The sequence below is a fragment of the Arachnia propionica genome (assembly GCF_003932785.1).
GTDB classification, from domain to species: domain Bacteria; phylum Actinomycetota; class Actinomycetes; order Propionibacteriales; family Propionibacteriaceae; genus Arachnia; species Arachnia propionica_B.
This window is the reverse complement of the sequence record NZ_RQYT01000013.1, coordinates 19,741-39,657: the sequence shown is the minus strand read 5'-3', so window position 1 is coordinate 39,657 and position 19,917 is coordinate 19,741. Positions and strand designations below refer to the sequence as shown.

Below are 19,917 nucleotides of genomic sequence, written 5' to 3'. Positions count from 1 at the left end.
ACACCGCGAAATCGGACTAGGGTCCGGTGCCAATGGTCCCCAACGGGGATCGCGTGTCGGGATCGACCAAGGAGAAATTATGAAGTTCAAGGGCTCCAAGGCTGCCCTTGCCGCTCTGGTGAGTGGGGCGCTGCTGCTCGGCGCCTGTTCCAGCGGTCAGGACCCAGCCGATGACAGCACCAGGGTGAACACGAGTGTTGAGATCGCCAGCGGTCAGGACGCCTGCATGAAGGACGTCGGGGTGACGGAGACCAAGGACGGCCAGATCATCTACAGTCCCGGACCTGGGCAGTGGAGTGGTTACAACAATCTGACTGACGGCACCTACTCGACATACAACTCCGTCGTGGCTGACAGGATGGCCAGCTCCTTCGTGTACTTCGGCACCGACGGTACCATCTGCGAGGACAAGGACTTCGGCACCTTCGAGGTGCTGAGCGAGGACCCGCTTGAGGTGAAGTACACCATCAGCGACAAAGCCGTGTGGTCTGACGGCACCCCGGTGACCATCAACGACTACCTGCTGGACTGGGCGACGCAGAACCCCGAGTTCCTGGTCCCGGGCCGGGCGAGCGGGGACAATCCGGATGCAGAGGCGGTCTTCGAGCACGTCTCCTCGTCCTTCGCCCAAGAGGTGCCGGAAGGCCCGCAGGGTGAGGTGGGTTCCAAGACCTTCACCTTGAAGTTCAAGGGCGCCTACCCCGACTGGAAGATCCTGCTGGGCAACGTTATGCCTGCCCACGTGGTGGCCAAGCAGATCGGATTGGAGCCGGATGCTTTCGCGCAGGCCATCGTGGACCGCGATGCCGATACCGTGAAGAAGGCAGCTGAGTTCTGGAACAAGGGCTGGATCTTCAAGCCGGGCGAGTTGCCGGATGCCTCGCTCATTCCCTCCATGGGTCCGTACCAGATCAAGCAGGGTGGCTGGAAGGGCACGACGCTGACGCTGGAACCCAACCCCATGTACTGGGGCCCCAAGCCTGCGACCAAGAACTTGGTCTTCAGCTACGTTGACGACGCCCAGATGGCTCAGGCTCTGCAGAACGGGGACCTCAACGTCATTGACCCCCAGGCCACCGTCGACACGGTTGGGCAGCTGACCAACATCGGTGAGAGCGTCACGGTCAACACCTTCCCGACGCTGACGTGGGAGCACCTGGACTTCAACTTCCGCAGCAACAATGTCTTCTCCGACGCTCAGGGTGGCATCAAGCTCCGTCAGGCCTTCGCCCACTGCGTGCCGCGCCAGAACATCGTCGACTCGCTCATCAAGCCACTCGACCCCGGAGCCCAGATCATGAACGCCCGTGAGGTGTTCCCCTTCCAGACCGAGAAGTACAACGACATCGTGTCAGCCTCCTACGACGGTCGCTACGACCAGGTTGACCTGGAGAAGGCCAAGCAGCTCGTCGCCGAGTCCGGCGTCGCCACCCCGATCAAGGTGCGTATCGGTTACAAGGCCGGCAACAACCGACGTGCCGACACGGTGACCGCCATCCAGGCCTCCTGCAAGGAGGCTGGCTTCGAGGTCGTGGATGCGGCATCCGCCAGCTTCTTCGACAAGGAGCTGAAGAACGGTGACTTCGAGGTGGCGCTGTACGCGTGGTCCGGATCCGGACAGATCGCCTCCGGTCAGAACATCTACTCCACCGGCAAGCCGCAGAACCGGACCGACTACTCCAACGCCAAGGTGGATGAGGCATGGAACGTCCTCGCCGACTCCTTGGATGAGAAGGTTCAGCTGGAGCAGACCAAGATCATTGAGAAGGAGTTGTGGGACACCTTGTTCGGCATTCCGCTCTACGCTCACCCGGGTCTGACGGCCTACAGCTCGAACATCGAGAACATCCGTCCGACCACCACTCAGGGCAAGACGGTGTGGAACGGGCCGCAGTGGCAGCTCAAGTGATGCCGCACCTGTGAGATGAAGCCTCGGACGGGGGTGGGTGAGTCTTCACTCACCCCCGTTCCGCGTTCGCTCAACCGCCCATCAGGGGCGCCCATGCCACCAGAGCCGTCCCGGTGCTCTATCATCAGGCGCTATGGGTCTTCCCGGTGGGGCCCAGACCTGCCAGCCGGAATAGGAACTACCGTGATCAAGTACATCGCCAAGAGGCTCCTCATCTCCTTGATGATCCTCTTCCTGGGGTCCCTGCTGTTGTTCGTCCTGGTCATCAACTCGGGCGATCCGCTCGCAGCGCTCAGGGAGTCGAACGATCCCAACCGCGAGAACCAGATGGCTCAGATGACCAAGCGCATGGGCTTGGACAAGTCCTGGTACGAACGGTACTGGGACTGGCTCTCGGGGATGCTCCGAGGCAACTTCGGGGTCGCCTCCGATGGCTCCGAGGTGAACGCGCTTGTGCTGTCCGCGGCCTCCTCGACACTTCGAATGGTGGTGTTGGCCAGCCTGTTGGCGATCACCATCGGCATCACCATGGGCGTCCTGACGGCGGTTCGGCAGTACAGCGGCTTCGACTACGCCGTCACGATGATGGCCTTCGTCTTCTTCTCGCTGCCGGTGTTCTGGTTCGCTGTGCTGCTCAAGCACTATGCCGCCATCGAGTTCAACAACTGGATCGCGAAGGCCCAGTTCACACCACCCATGCTCCTTGGTATAGCGGTCTTCCTCGGTCTCGTCATCGCCGCCATCGTCGGTGGGCCGTGGAAGCGCCGCATCATCACCTTCGGCGTCCTGGCCGTGGCGTTCGCCGGGGTCATGACCTACTTCAATGCGACGACGTGGTTCCGCTCCCCCGTGTTCGGTTTGCCGGTCTACATCCTTCTGGTTCTGGGCGTGGGCTGCCTCATGGTTGTGCTCACCAGCGGTTTCGGCAACAAGGGAGTGCGCAACGCGGTTGCGGCCACCGCGCTCGTGGCGATCGTCGGCTACGGCGTGATGCGCGGTGTGCTCATGACCAATCCCAGCTACCTGCTCCTCCTGGGGCTGCTCGCCGTGGCCATCGGTGTGGGTGTCCTGGCTGGTCGTCTCCTCGGTGGCTTCTCCCGTCGCCAGGCCACCTTCGCCTCGGTCGTGACCGGAATCCTCGCCTCTCTCGCCGCGCTCATCGACCTGCTGCTCAGCAACTGGGCCGCCTACCTGAAGCTGCAGCCGCGCCCGATCCCGACCATCGGCTCCGCCACGGCGAACTTCTCCACCACGTGGTGGGGGCACAACATCGACCTGCTGACCCACATCTTCCTGCCGACGATGGCGCTGATGCTCATCTCCCTGGCCTCCTACACCCGCTACACCCGTGCGTCGATGCTGGAGGTCCTCAACCAGGACTACATCCGCACCGCTCGCTCCAAGGGCATCTCCGAGCGCAAGGTCATCACCCGACACGCGCTGCGCAACTCCCTCATCCCGTTGGCCACCATCCTGGCCTTCGACTTCGCGGGACTCATCGGTGGCGCCGTCATCACTGAGCGCGTCTTCGGCTGGCAGGGTATGGGAGCCATGTTCGCCTCCGGTCTCGCCGCCGTCGATCCCACTCGAGTGATGGCTTTCTATGCCGTCACGGGTACCGCCGCGGTGACCATGAACATGCTCGCCGACATCACCTACGCCTTCCTGGACCCGAGGATCTCCCGATGAGCAACGAGAACAAGATGTCCGAGAACACCCCCGTGGCCGAGCCCGAGAACCGCTTCGAGATCGAGGAGACCCTCGACGCCGCCGCCGATCGGTCCTACTCCCAGGGCGCACTGATTCGGCGCCGGTTCTTCCGGCACCGGGGAGCGATGATCGCGCTCACGGTGCTGACCCTCATCATCCTCATGGCCTTCACCTCCTCCGGGATCGGGCCGATCCCGGGCTGGTGGCCGAAGAATTACCTGGACGTCTACCCGACGGTCAACGGTGGCGCCCCGACGTTCAGGCTGTGGCCGTTCCGGATCGGGGAGCACCCCTTCGGGCAGACCACTGTCGGCAAGGACTATTTCGCCCTGGTCATGGAGGGGGCCCGCAAGTCCCTCATCATCGCCTTCTCCGTCGGCGCCATCGCCACGACGATCGGCACGATCATCGGTTCGGCCGCCGGATACTTCCGGGGCTGGATCGAATCCGTCCTCATGCGGGCCACCGACCTCGTCATCATCATCCCGCTGCTGGTGCTGGCCTCCGTGCTGGGCCGGATGACCAACGGCAACAACATCTTCTTCCTCGCGGGTGTGCTCGGTATCGTGGTGTGGACCGGTCTGGCCCGTCTGGTGCGCGGCGAGGTGCTCTCGCTGCGCGAGCGGGAATTCGTCCACGCCGCCAAGGCCATCGGCACCTCGAACTGGCGGATCATCTTCCGGCACATCCTGCCGAACTCCGTCGGGGTCATCGTCGTGAACTCCACGCTGCTCATCGCCTCGGCGATCCTGCTGGAGACCGCCCTGTCCTACCTGGGCTTCGGCGTGAAGGCACCCGAGACCTCGCTCGGGCTGCTGATCTCGGAGTACCAGACCGCCCTGACCACCCGCCCGTGGCTGTTCTGGTGGCCCGGCATGTTCATCCTGGCGATCGCGCTGTGCGTCAACTTCATCGGCGACGGCCTGCGCGACGCCTTCGACCCGCGCCAGCAGACGGACTGAGGACACTGACATGACTGAGACCAACACCACCCCGGCCGCCACTGAGCCGGTGCTCCAGTTCCAGAACCTGGACGTCAACTTCCGCACCGAGTTCGGGCGCGTCCACGCCGTCAAGGGCATCGACCTCGTCGTCAACCCCGGTGAGGTCGTGGCCCTCGTGGGCGAGTCCGGCTCCGGCAAGTCCGTGACCGCCACCACCGCGCTCGGGCTGCTGCCGAAGACGGCCCGGATCACGGGCGAGACCGTCGTCGCGGACAAGACCATCTCCAAGCTGGACGGCAAGGGCCTCCGGGCGCTGCGCGGCAACCGTGTCGCCATGGTGTTCCAGGAGCCCATGACGGCCCTCAACCCGGTCATCCGCATCGGCGAGCAGCTCACCGAGGCGATGGAGGTCCACGACGTCGCCTACGGGCAGCAGGCCTGGGACCGCGCCGTCGACCTGCTGAACGCCGTCGGCATCCCCAACGCGGAGCGGAGGGCCGGTCAGTACCCGCACGAGCTCTCCGGGGGTATGCGGCAGCGGGTCGTCATCGCAATGGCCCTGGCCTGTGACCCCGAGGTCATCATCGCCGACGAGCCCACCACTGCCCTCGACGTCACCGTGCAGGCCGACATCCTCGACCTGCTCCGGTCGTTGAAGGAGAAGCTCAACACCGGAATCCTGCTCATCACCCACAACATGGGTGTCGTGGCGGACATGGCGGATCGGGTCGCGGTGATGTTCAAGGGCAACATCGTGGAGCACGGCACCGCCGAGGAGGTGCTGCTCAACCCCCAGCACCCCTACACCAAGAAGCTGCTCGACGCGGTGCCGCACCTGGGCGAGGGGTTCGGCCAGTTCGGTGCCGCCCCCGCTGAGGTCGCGCCGGACGCGGAGCTGGCCCTCGACGTCAAGGACATGAGCGTCGAGTACAAGCGGGCGGGCAAGAAGCCGTTCCGGGCCGTCGATGGGGTGAGTTTCGACGTCCGCCGGGGTGAGATCGTCGGCCTCGTGGGTGAGTCCGGCTCCGGAAAGTCGACGATCGGTCGCGCCCTGTTGGGGCTCATCCCTTCCACTGCCGACCATGTCCGCGTCCTTGGCGAGGACCTCATCAACCTGCGGGGACGGCAGGTCAAGGAGTTGCGTCGCCGTATCGGCGTGATCTTCCAGGATCCCGCCGCTTCGCTCAACCCGCGTCTACCTGTCGGCGACGTCATCGCTGAGCCGTTGCAGGTCCACCGGATCGGGGACAAGAGGTCGCGGGAGCAGAAGGTCCACGAGTTGCTCGACGCGGTGGCCCTGCCGAAGAGCGCCTACAACCGCTACCCGCACGAGCTGTCCGGCGGCCAGCGTCAGCGGGTGTCCATCGCCCGTGCGCTGTCGCTGCGCCCCGACCTGCTCATCGCGGACGAGCCGACCTCGGCCCTCGACGTCTCGGTGCAGGCCTCGGTGTTGGGCATGCTCATCGGGCTGCAGCGTGACTTCGGCTTCGCATGCCTGTTCATCAGCCATGACCTGGCCGTCATCGACTCACTGGCTCACCGTGTCGTCGTGATGCAGCACGGTAAGATCGTGGAGAAGGGTGACTGCAAGGACGTCCTGCTCAACCCCCAGGAGGAGTACACGAAGCGGCTGCTGGCGGCTGCTCCCGTGCCGAACCCGATCGAGCAGCGGCAGCGCCGTGAGGAGCGCCATGCCCTGCTGGCCTCGTTGGGTGAGGAGATCGCCGAGATCGACACCCGGGAACTGGACCAGTAACCGCATGGACCTGGCCTCGTGGGCGGCGATGTCGCTGTGGGAGCAGCTGGACCTTCTCGTCCAGGAGCATCCTGTCGTCGTCGACCGCCCCCGTGGCACCCGGCATCCGAGATTCCCTGACCTGGTGTACCCGCTCGACTACGGGTTCATCGACGGGACGGTGGGTGGCGACGGTGAGGGTATCGACGTGTGGGTGGCGGATCCGGCCGCCCGGCACGTCCCGGCATTGTTCGTCACCTTCGATCCGTTGAAACGCAACAGCGAGATCAAGGTGGTCCTCGGCGGCGGCGAGGCCGAGTTGGGCAGCGTCGTTGACTTCTTGACGCCCTTGGCCCTGTCCCACCTGCTCGTTCGTCGGCCCGGGCACTGATCCGGCGACTGGGTCAGCCGTGGCCCATGAGTTTGTCGATGGCCCGGCGGTCCTTCTTGGTCGGGCGTCCGGCACCGCGGTCGCGTCGCGCCATCGGCACCGAGAGGTAGGAGGGGCGTTCGGGGGAGTGGTCCTTGTAGGCCTTCTGGGCGATCGGGGCGCCGACACGCTTGCTGAGCAACTCGACGACCTCGAACTCCCGGGTCCAGCCGGGCTCCTTCACAGTCACCCGGTCCCCGGGCTTCACCGGGTGCGCGGGCTTGACCGGGTCGCCGTTGAGGCGGACATGGCCTCCCGTGACGGCCTTCGTCGCGAGTGAGCGGGTCTTGAAGAGCCGTACGCTCCACAGCCACACGTCCAGTCGGGTCATGTCTGCAGTGTAGAGGGCGCGCGGAGAGGCGAAGCCACTGCGGCCACCCCAGGGTTCGCCTGTGTTGAACGCGGCTCGCCTGTCTCGTTGGGCAGGCGAAGTGAAACGAGGCAGGCGTTTCCGATCCAAGGCAGGCGAATCAGTGTCCCGGGACGCTTCCCTCATCCCGCGCACCCTCTATGCTCGAGCCCATGGGAACCCCCACGTTCATCACCGAGCTGCGTCACCACATCGGCCACGCCCCCCTGTGGCTGGCCGGGGCGGAGACCTTCGTGCTCCGGGACGGGGACACGGGGCCGGAGGTCCTGCTGTTCCGTCGCACCGACGACGGCGAGTGGGCCGGGATCGCGGGCATCGTCGAGCCGGGGGAGCATCCCGCCACGACCGCCGTGCGGGAGGCCAAGGAGGAGGGCTGCATCGACATCGAGATCGAACGCCTCCTGTGGATCCGTGTCACGGAGGAGAGGGCCTACCCGAACGGCGATCGCTGCCAGTTCCTCAACCACGGATTCCGGGCCCGGATCCGCTCCGGCGAACCCGGTATCGGCGACGGCGAGGCCAGCGACTGGGGCTGGTTCCCCGTCGACCGGCTCCCCACGCCCCTGCAGCGGGGAACGGACGGCCTCGTCAGGATCTGCGTCGCGGATCCCGACGACGTCGTGATGGACTTGAGCGGATGGTGAGGCGACTCGGGGCCGCGTTGCTGGTCGCGGCCCTCGCGGGATGCGCCAGCGCGTCGCAGCCCCCCGGTCCCGGCCCGACCGCCAGCCACAGCGCCAGCGAGCAGGCCACCCCGCCGACGTCAGGGGCCGGACTGCGCGACCTCGGCTTCCAGCACGGCCCCGAGGACCTGTGGCTGCCGAAGGACCTGGAGATCGTGGAACGTGTCGACGTCGCCAACAACGTCACGCTCGTGATCGCCAGCCCGATCGGGGCGGAGGTCGCGGCGTGGCTGCGGGAGGAGCTGCCGAGGGCCGGGTTCCGGATCACCGCCGACGCCGCGGACTCGCTCCTGTTCCAGCGGGGCGAGTGGCAGGGTGCCTTCACCGTCACGGGCGACCACTGCGCCCTGAGTCTCCGCACCGACCGGGAATGACCCGCCAGGGGCCAGCCCACCGGACCGGGACATGACGAAGGGGGCGTGATTCCCCCAGGATCACGCCCCCTCCACCGTGGGTCACACCTGCTCCGGGGCCACCTCCCCGGCGACGACCGTCGCCTCCAGCTGGGCGGCCACCGCGGGGGCGGCGACACTGAGTGAACTCTCGCCCAGCGTCGCGAGCATCGTGCGCACATTCGCGAGCTGCTCGGTGATCGAATCGCGGCGGGCGGCGAGGGCGGCGAGTTCGCGCTCCGACTCCCGCTTCACGCGCTCCGCGGAGGCCCGGGCGCTCTCCAGCATGGACCGCGACTCCTGGGTCGTTCGCTCCTGCAGGGCGCTGGCATCGGTGCGGGCCTGGGTCATGATCCGCTCGGCCTCGTTCTGGGCCTCGGTGACCTTGCTGCTCGCGAGGTCCAGCGCCCGCTCGTGCGTCGCCATCTGGGCGGCGAACTCCTCAGCGGCCCGTTCCCGCCGCTCCGCGAGCGACGCCTCGAACTCGGCCGCGGCCGCGCCGGCGGCGGCCCGTTGCTTCTCGAACACGGCCTCGGCCTCCTGCCGACGGGCCGACGACTCGCGCTCGGCCGCGTCGAGGAGCTCCTCCGCGTCCGACTTGGCCTGCAGCAGCACCCGGGCCGCGTCGGCATCCGCCTTGGAGCGGGTCTCGTAGGCGTAGGAGTCGGCGGCGTTGCGGGAGTGCTCCACCTCCTGCTCCACCTGGACCTGCATGGACTCGGCATCCTGCTTCGCGCGGGTGAGGATGTCGTCGGCCTCCGTCTGGGCGAGGTTGAGGATCTTCCCGATGCGTTCACCGAGGGCGGAGAAATCCGTGGTCGGGGCGGCATTCGCGGCGAGGGTCTGGGCTTCCTTGGCCTGCTTCTCGAGGTTGCGGACCTTTTCCTGAAGGGACGACACCTCCTTCTCGGCTGCCTCGAGGGCCTCGTTCAGATCGTTGATCTCGGCACTCTGGGTGGCGGCTTCCTGAACAGCGGCGGCGTGGCTCTGCCGCATGCGGCGAAGCACGGAATCCACTTGGGCAGGGTCGTAACCACGTCGCACCATCGCGAACGTTTCGTCGGTCATCAGGGGGGCTCCTGGTTCTGGGTTGGGGGAGGTCGGACCTTCGCCGGGTTCGGCCTACTTAAGTTAGCACCCGAGCCATGAGCACTTCGACCCGCCCGGATGGAAGGATGGAAACATGACGGTGCCATTGAGGAAAGCTCTCGACGACTTCGCGCTCCTGGCCGTTGAGGGGCAGGACACGTTGGCGAACCAGCCCGGGATCGATGGGCCATGGGAGGTGGATCTCGAGGCCGGATGGCTTCGGATCGGCCAGGTGACCTTCGAGGTGGCGCTCATCGGGTCCTCCTCCTCACGCGACAACAGCTGGATGTGGGGCTGGTGCAACCGCGCCTTCGGGCCCCAGCACCCCGCCGTCGCCCCCATCCTCGTCGGCCGGGAGACGGCACGACGGGTCGGGGTGGTCGAGTTCGCCCTGGAGACCTTCTCCCTGAACGGGCTCAGCGACTACGGTATGCACCCCGGATCCGGGGTGGCTTTCATGGCGGCCCGGCTGTCCGGCCTCACCGCGATCTACTGCGGCCCCTACGACGGGGGAGTGGCCTACTTCGGGATCCGGGGGCTGGAACTCCCGCCCCCCGACCCCGTCGCCTTCCCCCGGCTCGCGGGGATGGCCGGTGCCTTCTCGGAGGACCACCGGCAGACCATCGGCCAGTACGGGAGGATGCGTGGGCTCAACCCCACCGTGCCGCCCGAGGGCGGGATCACCCTGAACTACCCGGGAGGTTCCCGCCTGACCTGCTCGTTCGACGGCTGGAACCGGCTCACGCGGATCACCGGGAACGTGTCAGCCCCGCCACAGTGACGGCCACTGCACCCCCAGGTCGAGCAGGATCTGCCGCAGCAGCGGCAGCGACAGGCCGACGACGTTGTGCGGGTCGCCGTCGATGCCCGTGATGAAGGCACCGCCCAGGCCGTCGATGGTGAACGCCCCCGCGACGTTCGCCGGCTCCCCGGAGGCCGCGTAGGCGAGCACCTCCTCCTCGGTGAGGTCGGCGAAGCGCACCACGGTGCTGGCCGCACGCAACGCCCGCTGCTCCACCCCGTCGCGCCGGACCAGGACGAAGTGCCCCGTGTGGAGGACCCCCTGTCGGCCGGACATGCGTCGCCACAGCTCCGCAGCGGCCTCGGCGGTGCCCGGCTTGCCCCGGATCCTGCCCTCGAACTCCAGGACGGAGTCGCAGGCGACGATGATCGCATCCCCCGTGACCCGGCCCGCCACGGACTCGCCCTTGCCCTCGGCGAGGATCTGGACGAGGCGAACCGGGCGCGGCTCCGTCACGGCGTCCTCGTCGAAGTCGCTGACGACGACCTCCGGCCACAGCCCCGCCCGCCGCAGCAGTTCCAGCCGGGACGGGGACTTCGACGCCAGGATGAACCGCATCAGAACCGGATGAACGTGCGCCAAGCGTCACGGCCGTTGACGACGGGAGTGCGCACGGTGCGGTAGTAGGACTTCCAACCGCCGGCCAGGGGACGGTCCTCGGCGGCCTTGAGCCGCCCCTCCGCCATGCAGACGCGGAGCACGGCGACGAGGGCGGCGAGTTCCTCGTCGCTGGCCCCACCGCCCGAGATCGTGAACCGGGCCTCGGGCTCCTGCTCCGCGCTCACAGCGGGATGTTCCCATGCTTCTTGGGCGGCAGCTGCTCACGTTTCGACCGCAGCAGCCGCAGCACCCGGATGATCTGGGCCCGCGTCTCGTGGGGGTAGATCACCTGGTCGATGTAGCCGCGCTCGGCGGCCACGTACGGGTTGGCGAGTTCGTCGTCGTACTGCGTGATGAGTTCCTGACGCAGCGCCTCCGGGTCCTCCGCGCCCTGGAGGGTCTTGCGATGGAGGATGTTCACCGCGCCCTGGGCGCCCATGACCGCGATCTGGGCCGTTGGCCAGGCGAAGTTGACGTCCGCGCCCAGGTGCTTGGAGCCCATGACGACGTACGCGCCGCCGTAGGCCTTCCGCGTGATGACCGTGATGAGGGGCACTGTCGCCTCGGCGTAGGCGTAGATCAGCTTCGCGCCCCGCCGGATGATCCCCTGGTGCTCCTGGCCGACGCCGGGCAGGAAGCCCGGGACGTCGACGAAGGTGAGGACGGGGATGTTGAAGGCGTCGCAGGTGCGCACGAACCGGGCCGCCTTCTCGGAGGCATCGATGTCGAGGCAGCCCGCGAAGTTCGTCGGCTGGTTCGCCACGATGCCGATGGGGCGGCCCTCGATCCGGCCGAAACCCGTGATGACATTCGCAGCGAACAGCTGCATGACCTCGAGGAACTCGTCGTCGTCGAGCACGTTGTGGATGATCTCCCGCATGTCGTACGGCTGGTTTGCGGCGTCGGGGATCAGGTGGTCGAGTCGGCGGTCGTGGTCGGTGATCGTCAGGTCGACCTCCGCGTCGTCGTAGACCGGCGGGTCCTCCAGGTTGTTCTGGGGCAGGTAGCTGATGAGGTCCCGCACGTACTCCAGCGCGTCGGTCTCGTCGGCGGCCAGGTAGTGCGAGTTCCCGGAGCGGCTCGAGTGGGTGCGACCGCCGCCGAGTTCCTCCATCGTCACGTCCTCACCCGTGACCGTCTTGATGACCTCGGGGCCGGTGATGAACATCTGCGAGGTCTGGTCCACCATGACGACGAAGTCGGTGAGGGCGGGGGAGTAGACGTGCCCGCCGGCCGCCGCGCCCATGATGAGCGAGATCTGCGGAATCACACCGGAGGCGCGGGTGTTGCGGCGGAAGATCTCGCCGTACAGCGCCAGCGACACCACACCCTCCTGGATGCGCGCGCCACCGCCCTCGTTGATCCCGATGAGGGGGCAGCCGGTCTTGAGGGCGAAGTCGATGATCTTGACGATCTTCTCGCCGTAGACCTCGCCGAGGGCCCCACCGAACACCGTCACGTCCTGGGAGAACACGCACACCGGCCTGCCGTGGATGGACCCGGTCCCCGTCACGACGCCGTCGCCGTAGGGTCGGCGCGCATCCATGCCGAAACTGGTGGACCGGTGTCGGGCGAACTCGTCCAGTTCGGCGAAACTACCCTCGTCGAGGAGGGCCAGGACGCGTTCCCGCGCCGTCATCTTGCCCTTCGCGTGCTGCTTCTCCACGGCGGCGGCGGATCCGGCATGAATGGCCTCGTTGATTCGGCGCCCCAGGTCGGCCACCTTGCCGGCTGTGGTGTGGATGTCGATCTCCATACCGGGCACCCTACCTTTCCGAGGACGGGCACACAGGAGATTCCAATAGGCTGTGGCCATGAGCGAGAGGTTGTGGCGGGAGATCCGGTGGATCGACAGCACCGGATCGACCAATGCCGATCTCGCGGTCGAGGCGAGACGTGGCGTGTCGGAGGGTCTCGTCCTCGTCGCCCGGGAGCAGACGGCGGGCCGTGGCCGTCTCGATCGTTCCTGGAGCAGCCCGCCCGGCGCCTCGGTGTCGATGTCGCTGCTGCTGGTCCCCCGTCACCCCTTCGAACACTGGGGATGGCTGTCCCTGCTGGCGGGGATGGCGGTGCGTTCCGCCCTGGCCGGGATGGCGGCCGACCCCCAACGCGTCCAGCTCAAGTGGCCCAACGACGTCCTCATCGACGGCCGCAAGGTGTGTGGGATCCTCAGCGAACGGGTGGAACACCCCGACGGGGCCAGGGCGGTCGTGGGCATCGGGATCAACGTCGGCATGGATGAGGCGGACCTTCCCGTCCCGAACGCGACCTCCCTGCGCCTGGCGGGGCTCCCGGAGGACCGCGACCACGTCGTCACGGAGGTCCTCGCCCGGTTCGAGAAGCTCTACCTGAGCTGGCAGGACGGCTATGACGTGCGTGCCGACTACCGGAGGGCGTGCAGCAGCATCGGGGCTGAGCTGCGGATCATCGTGGACCGCGACGAGACGGTCGAGGGGATCGGCGCCGACGTCGACGAGCAGGGGCGGATCGTCGTCGACACGGCCCTGGGCCGCCGGGTGTTCGCCGTCGGTGACGTCATCCACGCGCGGTTGACTGCGGGATGACGCCGCGACGTGCGAGACTGAGGACATGGCGTTGAAGCACGACCTCCTGGCCCGGGACGAGCAAGTCGTTCTCCACCTGCGTACGCACCTCAAGGCCCTGTTCTGGCCCCTGATGGCGTTGTTCGCCTCCGCCGCGGTGTTCGGGGTCCTCCTCGCGTGGCTGCCCGCCGACTGGCGCCCCTGGAGCACCTACGGTCTCATCGCGCTGTTCCTCATCGTCGTCATCGCGATGGTGATCGTCCCGTTCCTCAGGTGGCGGACCTCCACCTACACGGTCACCAATCGTCGGATCATCACCCGGCACGGCATCCTCAACAAGACCGGCCATGACCTGCCGCTGCGCAGCATCAACAACGTCACCTACGAGCGTTCCGTCACCGACCGGATGCTCGGCTGCGGCACGCTCGTGCTGGAGACGGCGGCCGACGAGCCGCTGTCGCTGCCCGACGTGCCCGGGGTGGAGCGGGTCAACACCATCATCGCGGACCTCCTCTTCGACGGGCAGCCGGATCCGGAATAGGATCCCCGCGTGGATCGTCGCTATCGGATCGGGATCATCGGGGGCGGGCAGCTGGCCCGCATGATGCAGCAGGCCGCCATCGGTCTGGGTGTGGAGGTGAGGCTCCTGGCGGAGGCCGCGGAGGGCTCGGCCGCGCAGGTAGTGCCGCTCACCACCGTCGGGGACTTCACCGATGCGGCGACGCTGGCCGCCTTCGCCGAGACCTGCGACGTCCTCACCTTCGACCACGAGCACGTCCCCACCGCGCACCTGCGCGCACTGTGGGACGTCGTCGCGATTCGGCCGGGCCCCGACGCCCTCGAGTACGCCCAGGACAAGGCCAGGATGAGGGAGCGGCTCTCCGCGCTCGGGGTACCGTGCCCGCGTTTCGCCATCTGCCGGACCGAGGCCGACCTCGTCGCCTTCGCCGAGGACCAGGGGTGGCCGGTGATCGCGAAGACCTCGCGTGGGGGCTACGACGGCAAGGGGGTGTGGCGCATCGACGGCCCGGACCAGGTGGGGGAGCCGTTCGCCGCCAAACCGGACGTCTCCGCGGGCGAGGAGGTGGTGATCCTCGCCGAGGAGTTCATCGACTTCGAACGGGAGCTGTCGGTGATCGTGGCCCGGTCGTCGAAGCAGGCGGTGGCCTATCCCGTCTCCTGGACCGTGCAACAGGACGGCATCTGCGTCGAGACCACCACCCCGGCCCCGGGGCTCCCCGCTGAGCGGGCCAGCGAACTGCAGGAACTGGCCCTGAGGATCGCCGGCGAGCTCGACGTCATCGGTGTGCTGGCGGTGGAGCTCATGGCCGCCAGGGACGGACGGATCGTCGTCAACGAACTGGCGATGCGGCCCCACAACACCGGGCACTGGAGCATCGACGGGGCACGGGCGAGCCAGTTCGAGAACCATCTGCGTGCGGTTCTGGACCTGCCATTGCGGAGTCCCGCCATGACCTGCGACGTCGCCGTCATGAGCAACGTGCTCGGCGGTGGCGAGGGTGACCTCACCGGCGCCCTCCAACACGTCAACGCCCGCGACCGGGAGATCGCGGTCCACCTGTACGGCAAGGAGGTGCGCCCTGGCCGGAAGGTCGGGCACGTCACCGCCTGCGACTCCGACCTCGAGCGCGCCCGCGCCCGCGCCCACCACGCCGCCCGCTACCTGATGGGAGACCCCGATGCCTGATGTCGCCATCCTCATGGGATCCGACTCCGACTGGCCGACGATGCGCGCGGCGGCGGAGGCCCTCGACGAGTTCGGGGTGAGCCACCACGCCGACGTGGTGAGCGCGCACCGCATGCCGGAGGAGATGGTGGAGTTCGGTCGGACCGCCCACGAGCGCGGCTTCAGGGTCATCATCGCCGGGGCCGGGGGAGCGGCCCACCTGCCGGGCATGCTGGCCGCGTTGACCCCGCTGCCCGTGATCGGGGTGCCGGTGCCCCTGAAGTACCTCGACGGGATGGACTCGCTGCTGTCGATCGTCCAGATGCCCGCCGGGGTCCCCGTCGCCACCGTGGCCATCGGCAACGCCCGCAACGCGGGCCTGCTCGCAGTGCGGATCCTCGCGGCGGGCGACGAGGCCCTCACCGCGCGCATGATCGACTTCCAGGCCGGGCTCAGGGACATGGCCCGAGCGAAGGGGGAGACCATCCGTCACGGATGAGGCCCTCGGGCGGAGAAAAGGCTGGGCCCCGACCGTGAGGTCGGGGCCCAACTTCGATCGAGACGATCGATCACTTGATGGCGAGACGGACGGTGAAGCCGGCGTAGTGGTCGTCGAGCTGCTTCATGACCATCCCGAGCCCGTCGAGCTTGCGGATCTCGGCACCCTGCGGACCCTCCGTGGCCCCGGGGACCGACTCGAGCACGTCGCCGAGGTTGACGTAGACGATGCCCGTCGCGCCGCCGGCGTCCTTGATGACCCGCTTGTAGGTCTCGTCGTCGGCCAGCCGGGACTTGGGCTTGATGAGGTCCTCCGGCGACCCGTTCCAGGTGGTGTAGACCTTGTCACCCTCGGTCTTCGAGGTGAGCCCCTGCGGGACCTGGGCCTTCACCTTGTCCAGGAGAGCCTCGTGCTTGGCGACGTCCTTGGTCTTGACGACGATCCCGAAGGACGCCTGCGAAGCCGAACCGGAGATGGCGTCGGCGAGGCTGCCCGGGGCGTGGAGGGCGAACTGGTTGCCGACGAGGGCCGCGAGGTCCTCCTTCGAGGTCACCCCGAAGGCCTCGAGCGCAGGCTGCGTCTCGGGACGGGCCGACAACTGCTCCCACAGCCGTTCGATCGCGGCATCCGAGGCGCCGATGCCGACCGCACCCATGGCGTCGCCCGGAAGACCACCGACCAGGTCGTCGACGGCCTCGCCCTTCTCGAGGAGCTTCTCGGACTGCCAGCCGACGCCGTCGAGGACGATGGTGCTGTCCTCGACACGGAGCCCCGCGGCGAAATGCATCTGACCCGTGCCCTCCGGGACCATCTGCCCGGACTGCTCGGCCAGCTGCGTCACGCCCGAGTCATTGACCCACGCGGTGACGAGGAAGCTGCCCGAGAGCTTGCCGAGGTCGGCCTTGAAGCCGGCGTTCTCCGACAGCGGGGCCTTCTTCACGCTCTCGGCGTCGGGGAGGGGCTGCGAGGAGATGACGAGATGGTCGTCGACGATGCGGTACTGGCTCGGATCGCTGACCTTGGTCTTCGCGAACTCCTCCGCCTTCGCGGCGTCCTTCTGGTGCACCGCGGTGATCTGCACCTGCGGGGAGAAGGGGTCGGCGGGGTCACCCGGGTAGAGGCCGACGGTGACGGAGTCACCCAGCCACGCCTCGACCTCGCTCCACTCGATGCCGGAGCCGTTCTGGGCGGCGAAATCGACGAGGGCCTTCTTGTAGTTGCCCTCGGTCATCTCGAGGCCCTCGGTGAGGGACGGGAACTTGTCGACGAGTTCCTTGACCGCGAGCTGATCCTTCGCATCGGGGTTGAGATCGAGGCTCAGCACCGCGAGCGGGTTGTCCGGCAACACGGTGGCCGCCGCGATGTTTGCGGGCTTCTTCAGCAACGTCACCGCCGCGATGGCGCCACCCGCGATGAGCACGAGGGCCAGGACGGCTGCGACGATGAGCGTCGTCTTGGACTTCTTCTTGACAGCCGGTCCCGGCTGCCCCGGGTACGGACCGGCCGCCGGCTGCCCCGGCATCGGGGCGTGGGGCTGACCCTGCCAGGGCTGCTGACCCTGAACCGGGGGCTGCTGACCCGGCATGGGCTGCTGACCGGGCATGGGCTGCTGACCCTGCCACTGGGGCTGGCCGGGGCCCTGTGGGCCGTTCGGGTTGAAGGGCTGATTCATCGTGACCTCCGAGATGCGTGACACGTCCAGCCGAGTGTACCGGAGGGCGGGTTCAGGCTATTTTGCGTACTTCGCCAAGGGGGTGGAGTCCCCCTTGATGACGGCGTCGAAGACCTCCCGGCTGCCCTCGGGGTCCCACAGCATGACGCTCTGGTCGCCGCGGGTGGCGTTGGCGTCGGCGACGGGGACGCTCAGCGACAGCCCCGCTCCGGTCGCGGCGGAGAGGAACACCTGCGCGCCGCCGACCGCGGCCATCGGGCTGGTGTCCTTCCCGCGTCCCAGGGTGTGGGCCGCCGCCATGTTGAGCCGCCAGTAGGAGACGGGGTTGAGCAGCAGCATCGGGTTGAGGGCCTTCTTCGCGACCTTGCCGATCACCTCACGCTGTCTCGCCATCCGCCCGAGATCACCGAGCGGGTCGGCCTTGCGCATCCGGACGTAACCGAGCGCCGTCTTGCCGTCCAGCACCTGACAGCCGGCGGGGAGGTCGAGATGGGAGTCCCGGTCCTGGATCGGCTGCTCCGGGCAGACCTCGATGCCGCCCACCGCGTCGACCGCCTCCACGACGCCGAGGAAGCCGATCTCCAGGTAGCCGTCGATGCGGATCCCCGTGTTCGCCTCGATGGTCTGGATGAGCAGCGGCGCCCCACCCCAGGCGTAGGCGGCGTTGAGTTTCGCCTCCCCCTTGCCGGGGACGTTGACCCAGGAGTCGCGGGGCAGGGAGATCATCGCGGGTTCGCCCGTCGTGGGCTGGTGCAGCAGGATCATGGTGTCCGTACGGCGCCCCTCGGTGTCGCCGGTGCCCAGCTCGCCGCGTTGCTGCTCGGTCAGGGAGTCACGGCCGTCGGAGCCGACCAGCAGCACCGTCGTCCCCGGCTGGTCCGCCGGCCGGTCCCCGGCGGGGGTGGCCTCGATCGTGGCGACGTTCATCCAGGCGTGGACCGGCACACCGATCATGAAGACCAGCCAGGCCAGCACGAGCAGACCGACCACCTTGAGGAGGCGACGCCGCGGGCGTCGGCGCGGCGGCCTGGGCGGCGCCGCGGGGCGCGTCATCCCCGGTGGGGGCGGTGGCGGTGCGGCTGGGGTGCCGGGGGTGGGAGCGGCCGTGCGGTACGGGCTGGGCGGGGCGGGATAGCCGCCACCGCCGCCGGGCCGACGCCGTGCGTCGTCGAGGTGCGCGGCCTCCCGCGGGTGCTGGATCCGCGTCGGCTGGGGGTCGGGTTCCCGACGGTACAGCCAGTCCAGGTCCTCGTTGCGCTTCTCATCGGCCATGCCAGCCAGAGTACCGAAGCGCGCCCACAGGAATCCGGCCCACGACGGCGTGGCTGCTCCGTTGACCCCGCCCGGGGGTTCAGGCTAGGAGGGAACAGCGACTGGTGACGGTCACCCCCGATCCGTCCCTCCCCAACCCCCAGGAGGTGTCGTGCCCGTCTCCGTGCGAATCCGCAGGGCCTTCAGCCTCGTCATCCTGTCCGCGATCCTGCCCGGCTCCGCCCAGTGGTTGGCGGGCAACCGGGCGGTGGGTCGGGCCGCGATGAGGACGGTGCTGGCCCTCGTCGGGCTCGCGGCGCTGACCGGGCTCGGGTTCCTGGTGTTCCCGGGACCCACGCTGTCGCTGCTCGTGGGCGGCCCCATGACCAACTTCCTGCGCTTCGTCGCCTGGACCCTGCTCGTCGGGTGGGTGGTGCTGCTCGTGGACGCCTGGCGCCTGGCGCAGCCGCCGTCGCTGCCGCGTCGATCCCGACTGTGGCTGAGCCTGTGCTGCCTGGTGCTCGTCGCCGCGGCCACCGTGGCCACCGCCCTGGTCTCGAACGTGCTCGCCGCCACCGGACATGTCGCGACGGTGCTGCAGGGCGGGGGAGAGACCGAGGCGAAGGCGGGGCGCTACAACGTGCTCCTGCTGGGGGTGGATGCGGCCGAGGGGCGCGAGGGGCTGCGGCCCGACTCCATCAACGTGGCCTCCATCGACGCCGCGACGGGCCGCACCGTCATCCTCGGCCTGCCGCGCAACCTCGCGCGGGTGCCCTTCCCGAAGGACTCGCCCCTCCGGCAGCTCTACCCGGACGGCTACCGCTGTGACGACGGGGGGTGCATGCTCAACGGCATCCACGCCCTCGGCCTTGAGCACGCCGATCTTTACCCCGGCCAGGATGCCGGGATGGTCGCCCTCACCGAGGCGGTGGAGGAGACGCTCGGATTGGACGTCAACTACTACGCCATGATCGACATCGCTGGGTTCCAGAGCCTCATCGACGTGATGGGTGGGATCCGTCTCGACGTCGGCCGTCGGGTGCCCATCGGTGGGGGCAGCTCGGAGATCTCCGGTTACATCGAGCCGGGTCCCGGGGTCCACCTCGACGGCTACCACGCGTTGTGGTTCGCCCGTTCCCGGGAGGGGTCCGACGACTACGAGCGGATGATCCGCCAGAAATGCGTCATGGCGGCCATGTCGAAGCAGCTGGATCCCCTCACGGTGGCCACCCGCTTCCTCGACCTCGCGGAGGCGGGCAAGGACATCGTCCGTACCGATGTGGGGCCGGGACAGCTGCCCGAACTCGTCGACCTGGCGCTCAGGGGTCGGGAACTGCCCATCGAGTCCGTCAACTTCTCGCCCCCGCTCATCGACACCGCCCGCCCCGACCTCGAACTCATCCGGGCCACGGTGAAGGAGACCATCGCGGCCTCCGAGGCGCTCGACCACGCGACGGCGACACCGACCCCGGCCACGCCCACGGCGGAGACCGCCCCGACCCAACCCGCGGCGACGGCCGAGCCGGCCCCGTCGGTCGCCCCCGAGTCGAGCAGCGACTCCCCGGAGGCCGAGGTCCCGATCTGCCGGGTAAGTTGAGGCC

20 protein-coding genes are annotated in these 19,917 nt (G+C 68.2%); 13 read left to right on the top strand and 7 right to left on the bottom strand.

The features are described 5' to 3' along the window. Positions 1 to 79 precede the first annotated feature (79 nt). From EII35_RS07395 to EII35_RS07375, 5 genes are all read left to right on the top strand, one after another. Entirely contained in the window at positions 80 to 1,909 is a 1,830-nt protein-coding gene (locus EII35_RS07395) for an ABC transporter family substrate-binding protein (protein ID WP_125227826.1), read from the top strand. Between the two features lie 183 nt (positions 1,910 to 2,092). Then, positions 2,093 to 3,598, top strand: coding sequence for an ABC transporter permease (locus EII35_RS07390; protein WP_125227825.1), 1,506 nt, complete (start codon positions 2,093 to 2,095; stop codon positions 3,596 to 3,598). Continuing rightward, the gene (locus tag EII35_RS07385; protein ID WP_125227824.1) at positions 3,595 to 4,581 is read left to right on the top strand and encodes an ABC transporter permease; all 987 of its coding nucleotides are present in this window, start codon (positions 3,595 to 3,597) and stop codon (positions 4,579 to 4,581) included. Before EII35_RS07390 ends, EII35_RS07385 begins: the two co-directional genes overlap by 4 nt. Positions 4,582 to 4,591: 10 nt before the next feature. Next, positions 4,592 to 6,319, top strand: a complete 1,728-nt coding sequence (locus EII35_RS07380) for an ABC transporter ATP-binding protein (RefSeq protein ID WP_125227823.1) — start codon at positions 4,592 to 4,594, stop codon at positions 6,317 to 6,319. 4 nt (positions 6,320 to 6,323) lie between these two features. Continuing rightward, on the top strand, positions 6,324 to 6,689 hold the full coding sequence (locus EII35_RS07375) for an inorganic pyrophosphatase (RefSeq protein ID WP_221739700.1): 366 nt from the start codon (positions 6,324 to 6,326) through the stop codon (positions 6,687 to 6,689). Between the two features lie 13 nt (positions 6,690 to 6,702). Here EII35_RS07375 and EII35_RS07370 read toward each other — a convergent pair whose 3' ends face one another. After that, a complete protein-coding gene (locus tag EII35_RS07370) occupies positions 6,703 to 7,059 on the bottom strand; it encodes an RNA-binding S4 domain-containing protein (protein WP_125227822.1) in 357 nt (118 codons plus the stop codon). 191 nt (positions 7,060 to 7,250) lie between these two features. Between EII35_RS07370 and EII35_RS07365 the strand changes: the two genes are divergently transcribed. Together EII35_RS07365 and EII35_RS07360 are read left to right on the top strand one after the other, a co-directional pair. Further along, the gene (locus EII35_RS07365) at positions 7,251 to 7,742 is read left to right on the top strand and encodes an NUDIX hydrolase (protein WP_125227821.1); all 492 of its coding nucleotides are present in this window, start codon (positions 7,251 to 7,253) and stop codon (positions 7,740 to 7,742) included. Further along, positions 7,736 to 8,155 (top strand): hypothetical protein, encoded by a 420-nt coding sequence (locus EII35_RS07360; protein ID WP_125227820.1) that lies wholly within the window; start codon positions 7,736 to 7,738, stop codon positions 8,153 to 8,155. The genes EII35_RS07365 and EII35_RS07360 overlap by 7 nt, the downstream gene beginning before the upstream one ends. Before the next feature lie 81 nt (positions 8,156 to 8,236). On the opposite strand, the gene EII35_RS07355 is transcribed toward EII35_RS07360, so the two are convergent. After that, positions 8,237 to 9,241, bottom strand: a complete 1,005-nt coding sequence (locus EII35_RS07355) for a coiled-coil domain-containing protein (RefSeq protein ID WP_125227819.1) — start codon at positions 9,239 to 9,241, stop codon at positions 8,237 to 8,239. 115 nt (positions 9,242 to 9,356) lie between these two features. Here EII35_RS07355 and EII35_RS07350 point away from each other — a divergent pair, with 115 nt between their 5' ends. After that, positions 9,357 to 10,043, top strand: coding sequence for a DUF6882 domain-containing protein (locus tag EII35_RS07350; protein ID WP_125227818.1), 687 nt, complete (start codon positions 9,357 to 9,359; stop codon positions 10,041 to 10,043). Here the strand turns inward: EII35_RS07350 and EII35_RS07345 are convergent. From EII35_RS07345 to EII35_RS07335, 3 genes are read right to left on the bottom strand one after another with little or no spacing between them, the layout of a single operon-like run. Beyond that, positions 10,026 to 10,622 carry a nucleoside triphosphate pyrophosphatase gene (locus EII35_RS07345; RefSeq protein ID WP_125227817.1) on the bottom strand — a complete coding sequence of 199 codons (597 nt, stop codon included), beginning with the start codon at positions 10,620 to 10,622 and terminating at the stop codon, positions 10,026 to 10,028. The genes EII35_RS07350 and EII35_RS07345 overlap by 18 nt on opposite strands. Then, positions 10,622 to 10,849, bottom strand: a complete 228-nt coding sequence (locus tag EII35_RS07340) for an acyl-CoA carboxylase subunit epsilon (protein WP_260465054.1) — start codon at positions 10,847 to 10,849, stop codon at positions 10,622 to 10,624. Before EII35_RS07340 ends, EII35_RS07345 begins: the two co-directional genes overlap by 1 nt. Beyond that, positions 10,846 to 12,420 carry an acyl-CoA carboxylase subunit beta gene (locus EII35_RS07335; protein ID WP_125227816.1) on the bottom strand — a complete coding sequence of 525 codons (1,575 nt, stop codon included), beginning with the start codon at positions 12,418 to 12,420 and terminating at the stop codon, positions 10,846 to 10,848. The genes EII35_RS07340 and EII35_RS07335 overlap by 4 nt, the downstream gene beginning before the upstream one ends. A 58-nt stretch (positions 12,421 to 12,478) precedes the next feature. On the opposite strand from EII35_RS07335, the gene EII35_RS07330 reads away from it, so the two are divergent. From EII35_RS07330 to purE, 4 genes are read left to right on the top strand one after another with little or no spacing between them, the layout of a single operon-like run. Then, positions 12,479 to 13,228 carry a biotin--[acetyl-CoA-carboxylase] ligase gene (locus EII35_RS07330; protein WP_125227815.1) on the top strand — a complete coding sequence of 250 codons (750 nt, stop codon included), beginning with the start codon at positions 12,479 to 12,481 and terminating at the stop codon, positions 13,226 to 13,228. A gap of 25 nt (positions 13,229 to 13,253) precedes the next feature. Next, positions 13,254 to 13,748: a PH domain-containing protein gene (locus EII35_RS07325; RefSeq protein WP_125227814.1), complete on the top strand. Its 495-nt coding sequence runs from the start codon at positions 13,254 to 13,256 to the stop codon at positions 13,746 to 13,748. Between the two features lie 9 nt (positions 13,749 to 13,757). Next, positions 13,758 to 14,915: a 5-(carboxyamino)imidazole ribonucleotide synthase gene (locus EII35_RS07320; RefSeq protein WP_125227813.1), complete on the top strand. Its 1,158-nt coding sequence runs from the start codon at positions 13,758 to 13,760 to the stop codon at positions 14,913 to 14,915. Then, a complete protein-coding gene (gene purE / locus EII35_RS07315; protein ID WP_125227812.1) occupies positions 14,908 to 15,393 on the top strand; it encodes a 5-(carboxyamino)imidazole ribonucleotide mutase in 486 nt (161 codons plus the stop codon). Before EII35_RS07320 ends, purE begins: the two co-directional genes overlap by 8 nt. Before the next feature lie 70 nt (positions 15,394 to 15,463). On the opposite strand, the gene EII35_RS07310 is transcribed toward purE, so the two are convergent. Continuing rightward, positions 15,464 to 17,089: a hypothetical protein gene (locus EII35_RS07310; protein ID WP_125227811.1), complete on the bottom strand. Its 1,626-nt coding sequence runs from the start codon at positions 17,087 to 17,089 to the stop codon at positions 15,464 to 15,466. A 33-nt stretch (positions 17,090 to 17,122) separates the two neighbouring features. Continuing rightward, a complete protein-coding gene (locus EII35_RS07305; protein WP_125227810.1) occupies positions 17,123 to 18,337 on the bottom strand; it encodes an LCP family protein in 1,215 nt (404 codons plus the stop codon). Between the two features lie 151 nt (positions 18,338 to 18,488). On the opposite strand from EII35_RS07305, the gene EII35_RS16495 reads away from it, so the two are divergent. Continuing rightward, positions 18,489 to 19,913 (top strand): LCP family protein, encoded by a 1,425-nt coding sequence (locus EII35_RS16495; RefSeq protein ID WP_125227809.1) that lies wholly within the window; start codon positions 18,489 to 18,491, stop codon positions 19,911 to 19,913. The last annotated feature ends 4 nt before the right edge of the window (positions 19,914 to 19,917 follow it).

Coding starts and splice junctions, on each gene's coding strand:
- EII35_RS07375 (WP_221739700.1), top strand. CDS start 6,324: ATGGACCTGGCCTCGTGGGCGGCGATGTCGCTGTGGGAGCAGCTGGAC.
- EII35_RS07355 (WP_125227819.1), bottom strand. CDS start 9,241: ATGACCGACGAAACGTTCGCGATGGTGCGACGTGGTTACGACCCTGCC.
- EII35_RS07380 (WP_125227823.1), top strand. CDS start 4,592: ATGACTGAGACCAACACCACCCCGGCCGCCACTGAGCCGGTGCTCCAG.
- EII35_RS07325 (WP_125227814.1), top strand. CDS start 13,254: ATGGCGTTGAAGCACGACCTCCTGGCCCGGGACGAGCAAGTCGTTCTC.
- EII35_RS07395 (WP_125227826.1), top strand. CDS start 80: ATGAAGTTCAAGGGCTCCAAGGCTGCCCTTGCCGCTCTGGTGAGTGGG.
- EII35_RS07360 (WP_125227820.1), top strand. CDS start 7,736: ATGGTGAGGCGACTCGGGGCCGCGTTGCTGGTCGCGGCCCTCGCGGGA.
- purE (WP_125227812.1), top strand. CDS start 14,908: ATGCCTGATGTCGCCATCCTCATGGGATCCGACTCCGACTGGCCGACG.
- EII35_RS07335 (WP_125227816.1), bottom strand. CDS start 12,420: ATGGAGATCGACATCCACACCACAGCCGGCAAGGTGGCCGACCTGGGG.
- EII35_RS07370 (WP_125227822.1), bottom strand. CDS start 7,059: ATGACCCGACTGGACGTGTGGCTGTGGAGCGTACGGCTCTTCAAGACC.
- EII35_RS07305 (WP_125227810.1), bottom strand. CDS start 18,337: ATGGCCGATGAGAAGCGCAACGAGGACCTGGACTGGCTGTACCGTCGG.
- EII35_RS07350 (WP_125227818.1), top strand. CDS start 9,357: ATGACGGTGCCATTGAGGAAAGCTCTCGACGACTTCGCGCTCCTGGCC.
- EII35_RS07330 (WP_125227815.1), top strand. CDS start 12,479: ATGAGCGAGAGGTTGTGGCGGGAGATCCGGTGGATCGACAGCACCGGA.
- EII35_RS07385 (WP_125227824.1), top strand. CDS start 3,595: ATGAGCAACGAGAACAAGATGTCCGAGAACACCCCCGTGGCCGAGCCC.
- EII35_RS07365 (WP_125227821.1), top strand. CDS start 7,251: ATGGGAACCCCCACGTTCATCACCGAGCTGCGTCACCACATCGGCCAC.
- EII35_RS07345 (WP_125227817.1), bottom strand. CDS start 10,622: ATGCGGTTCATCCTGGCGTCGAAGTCCCCGTCCCGGCTGGAACTGCTG.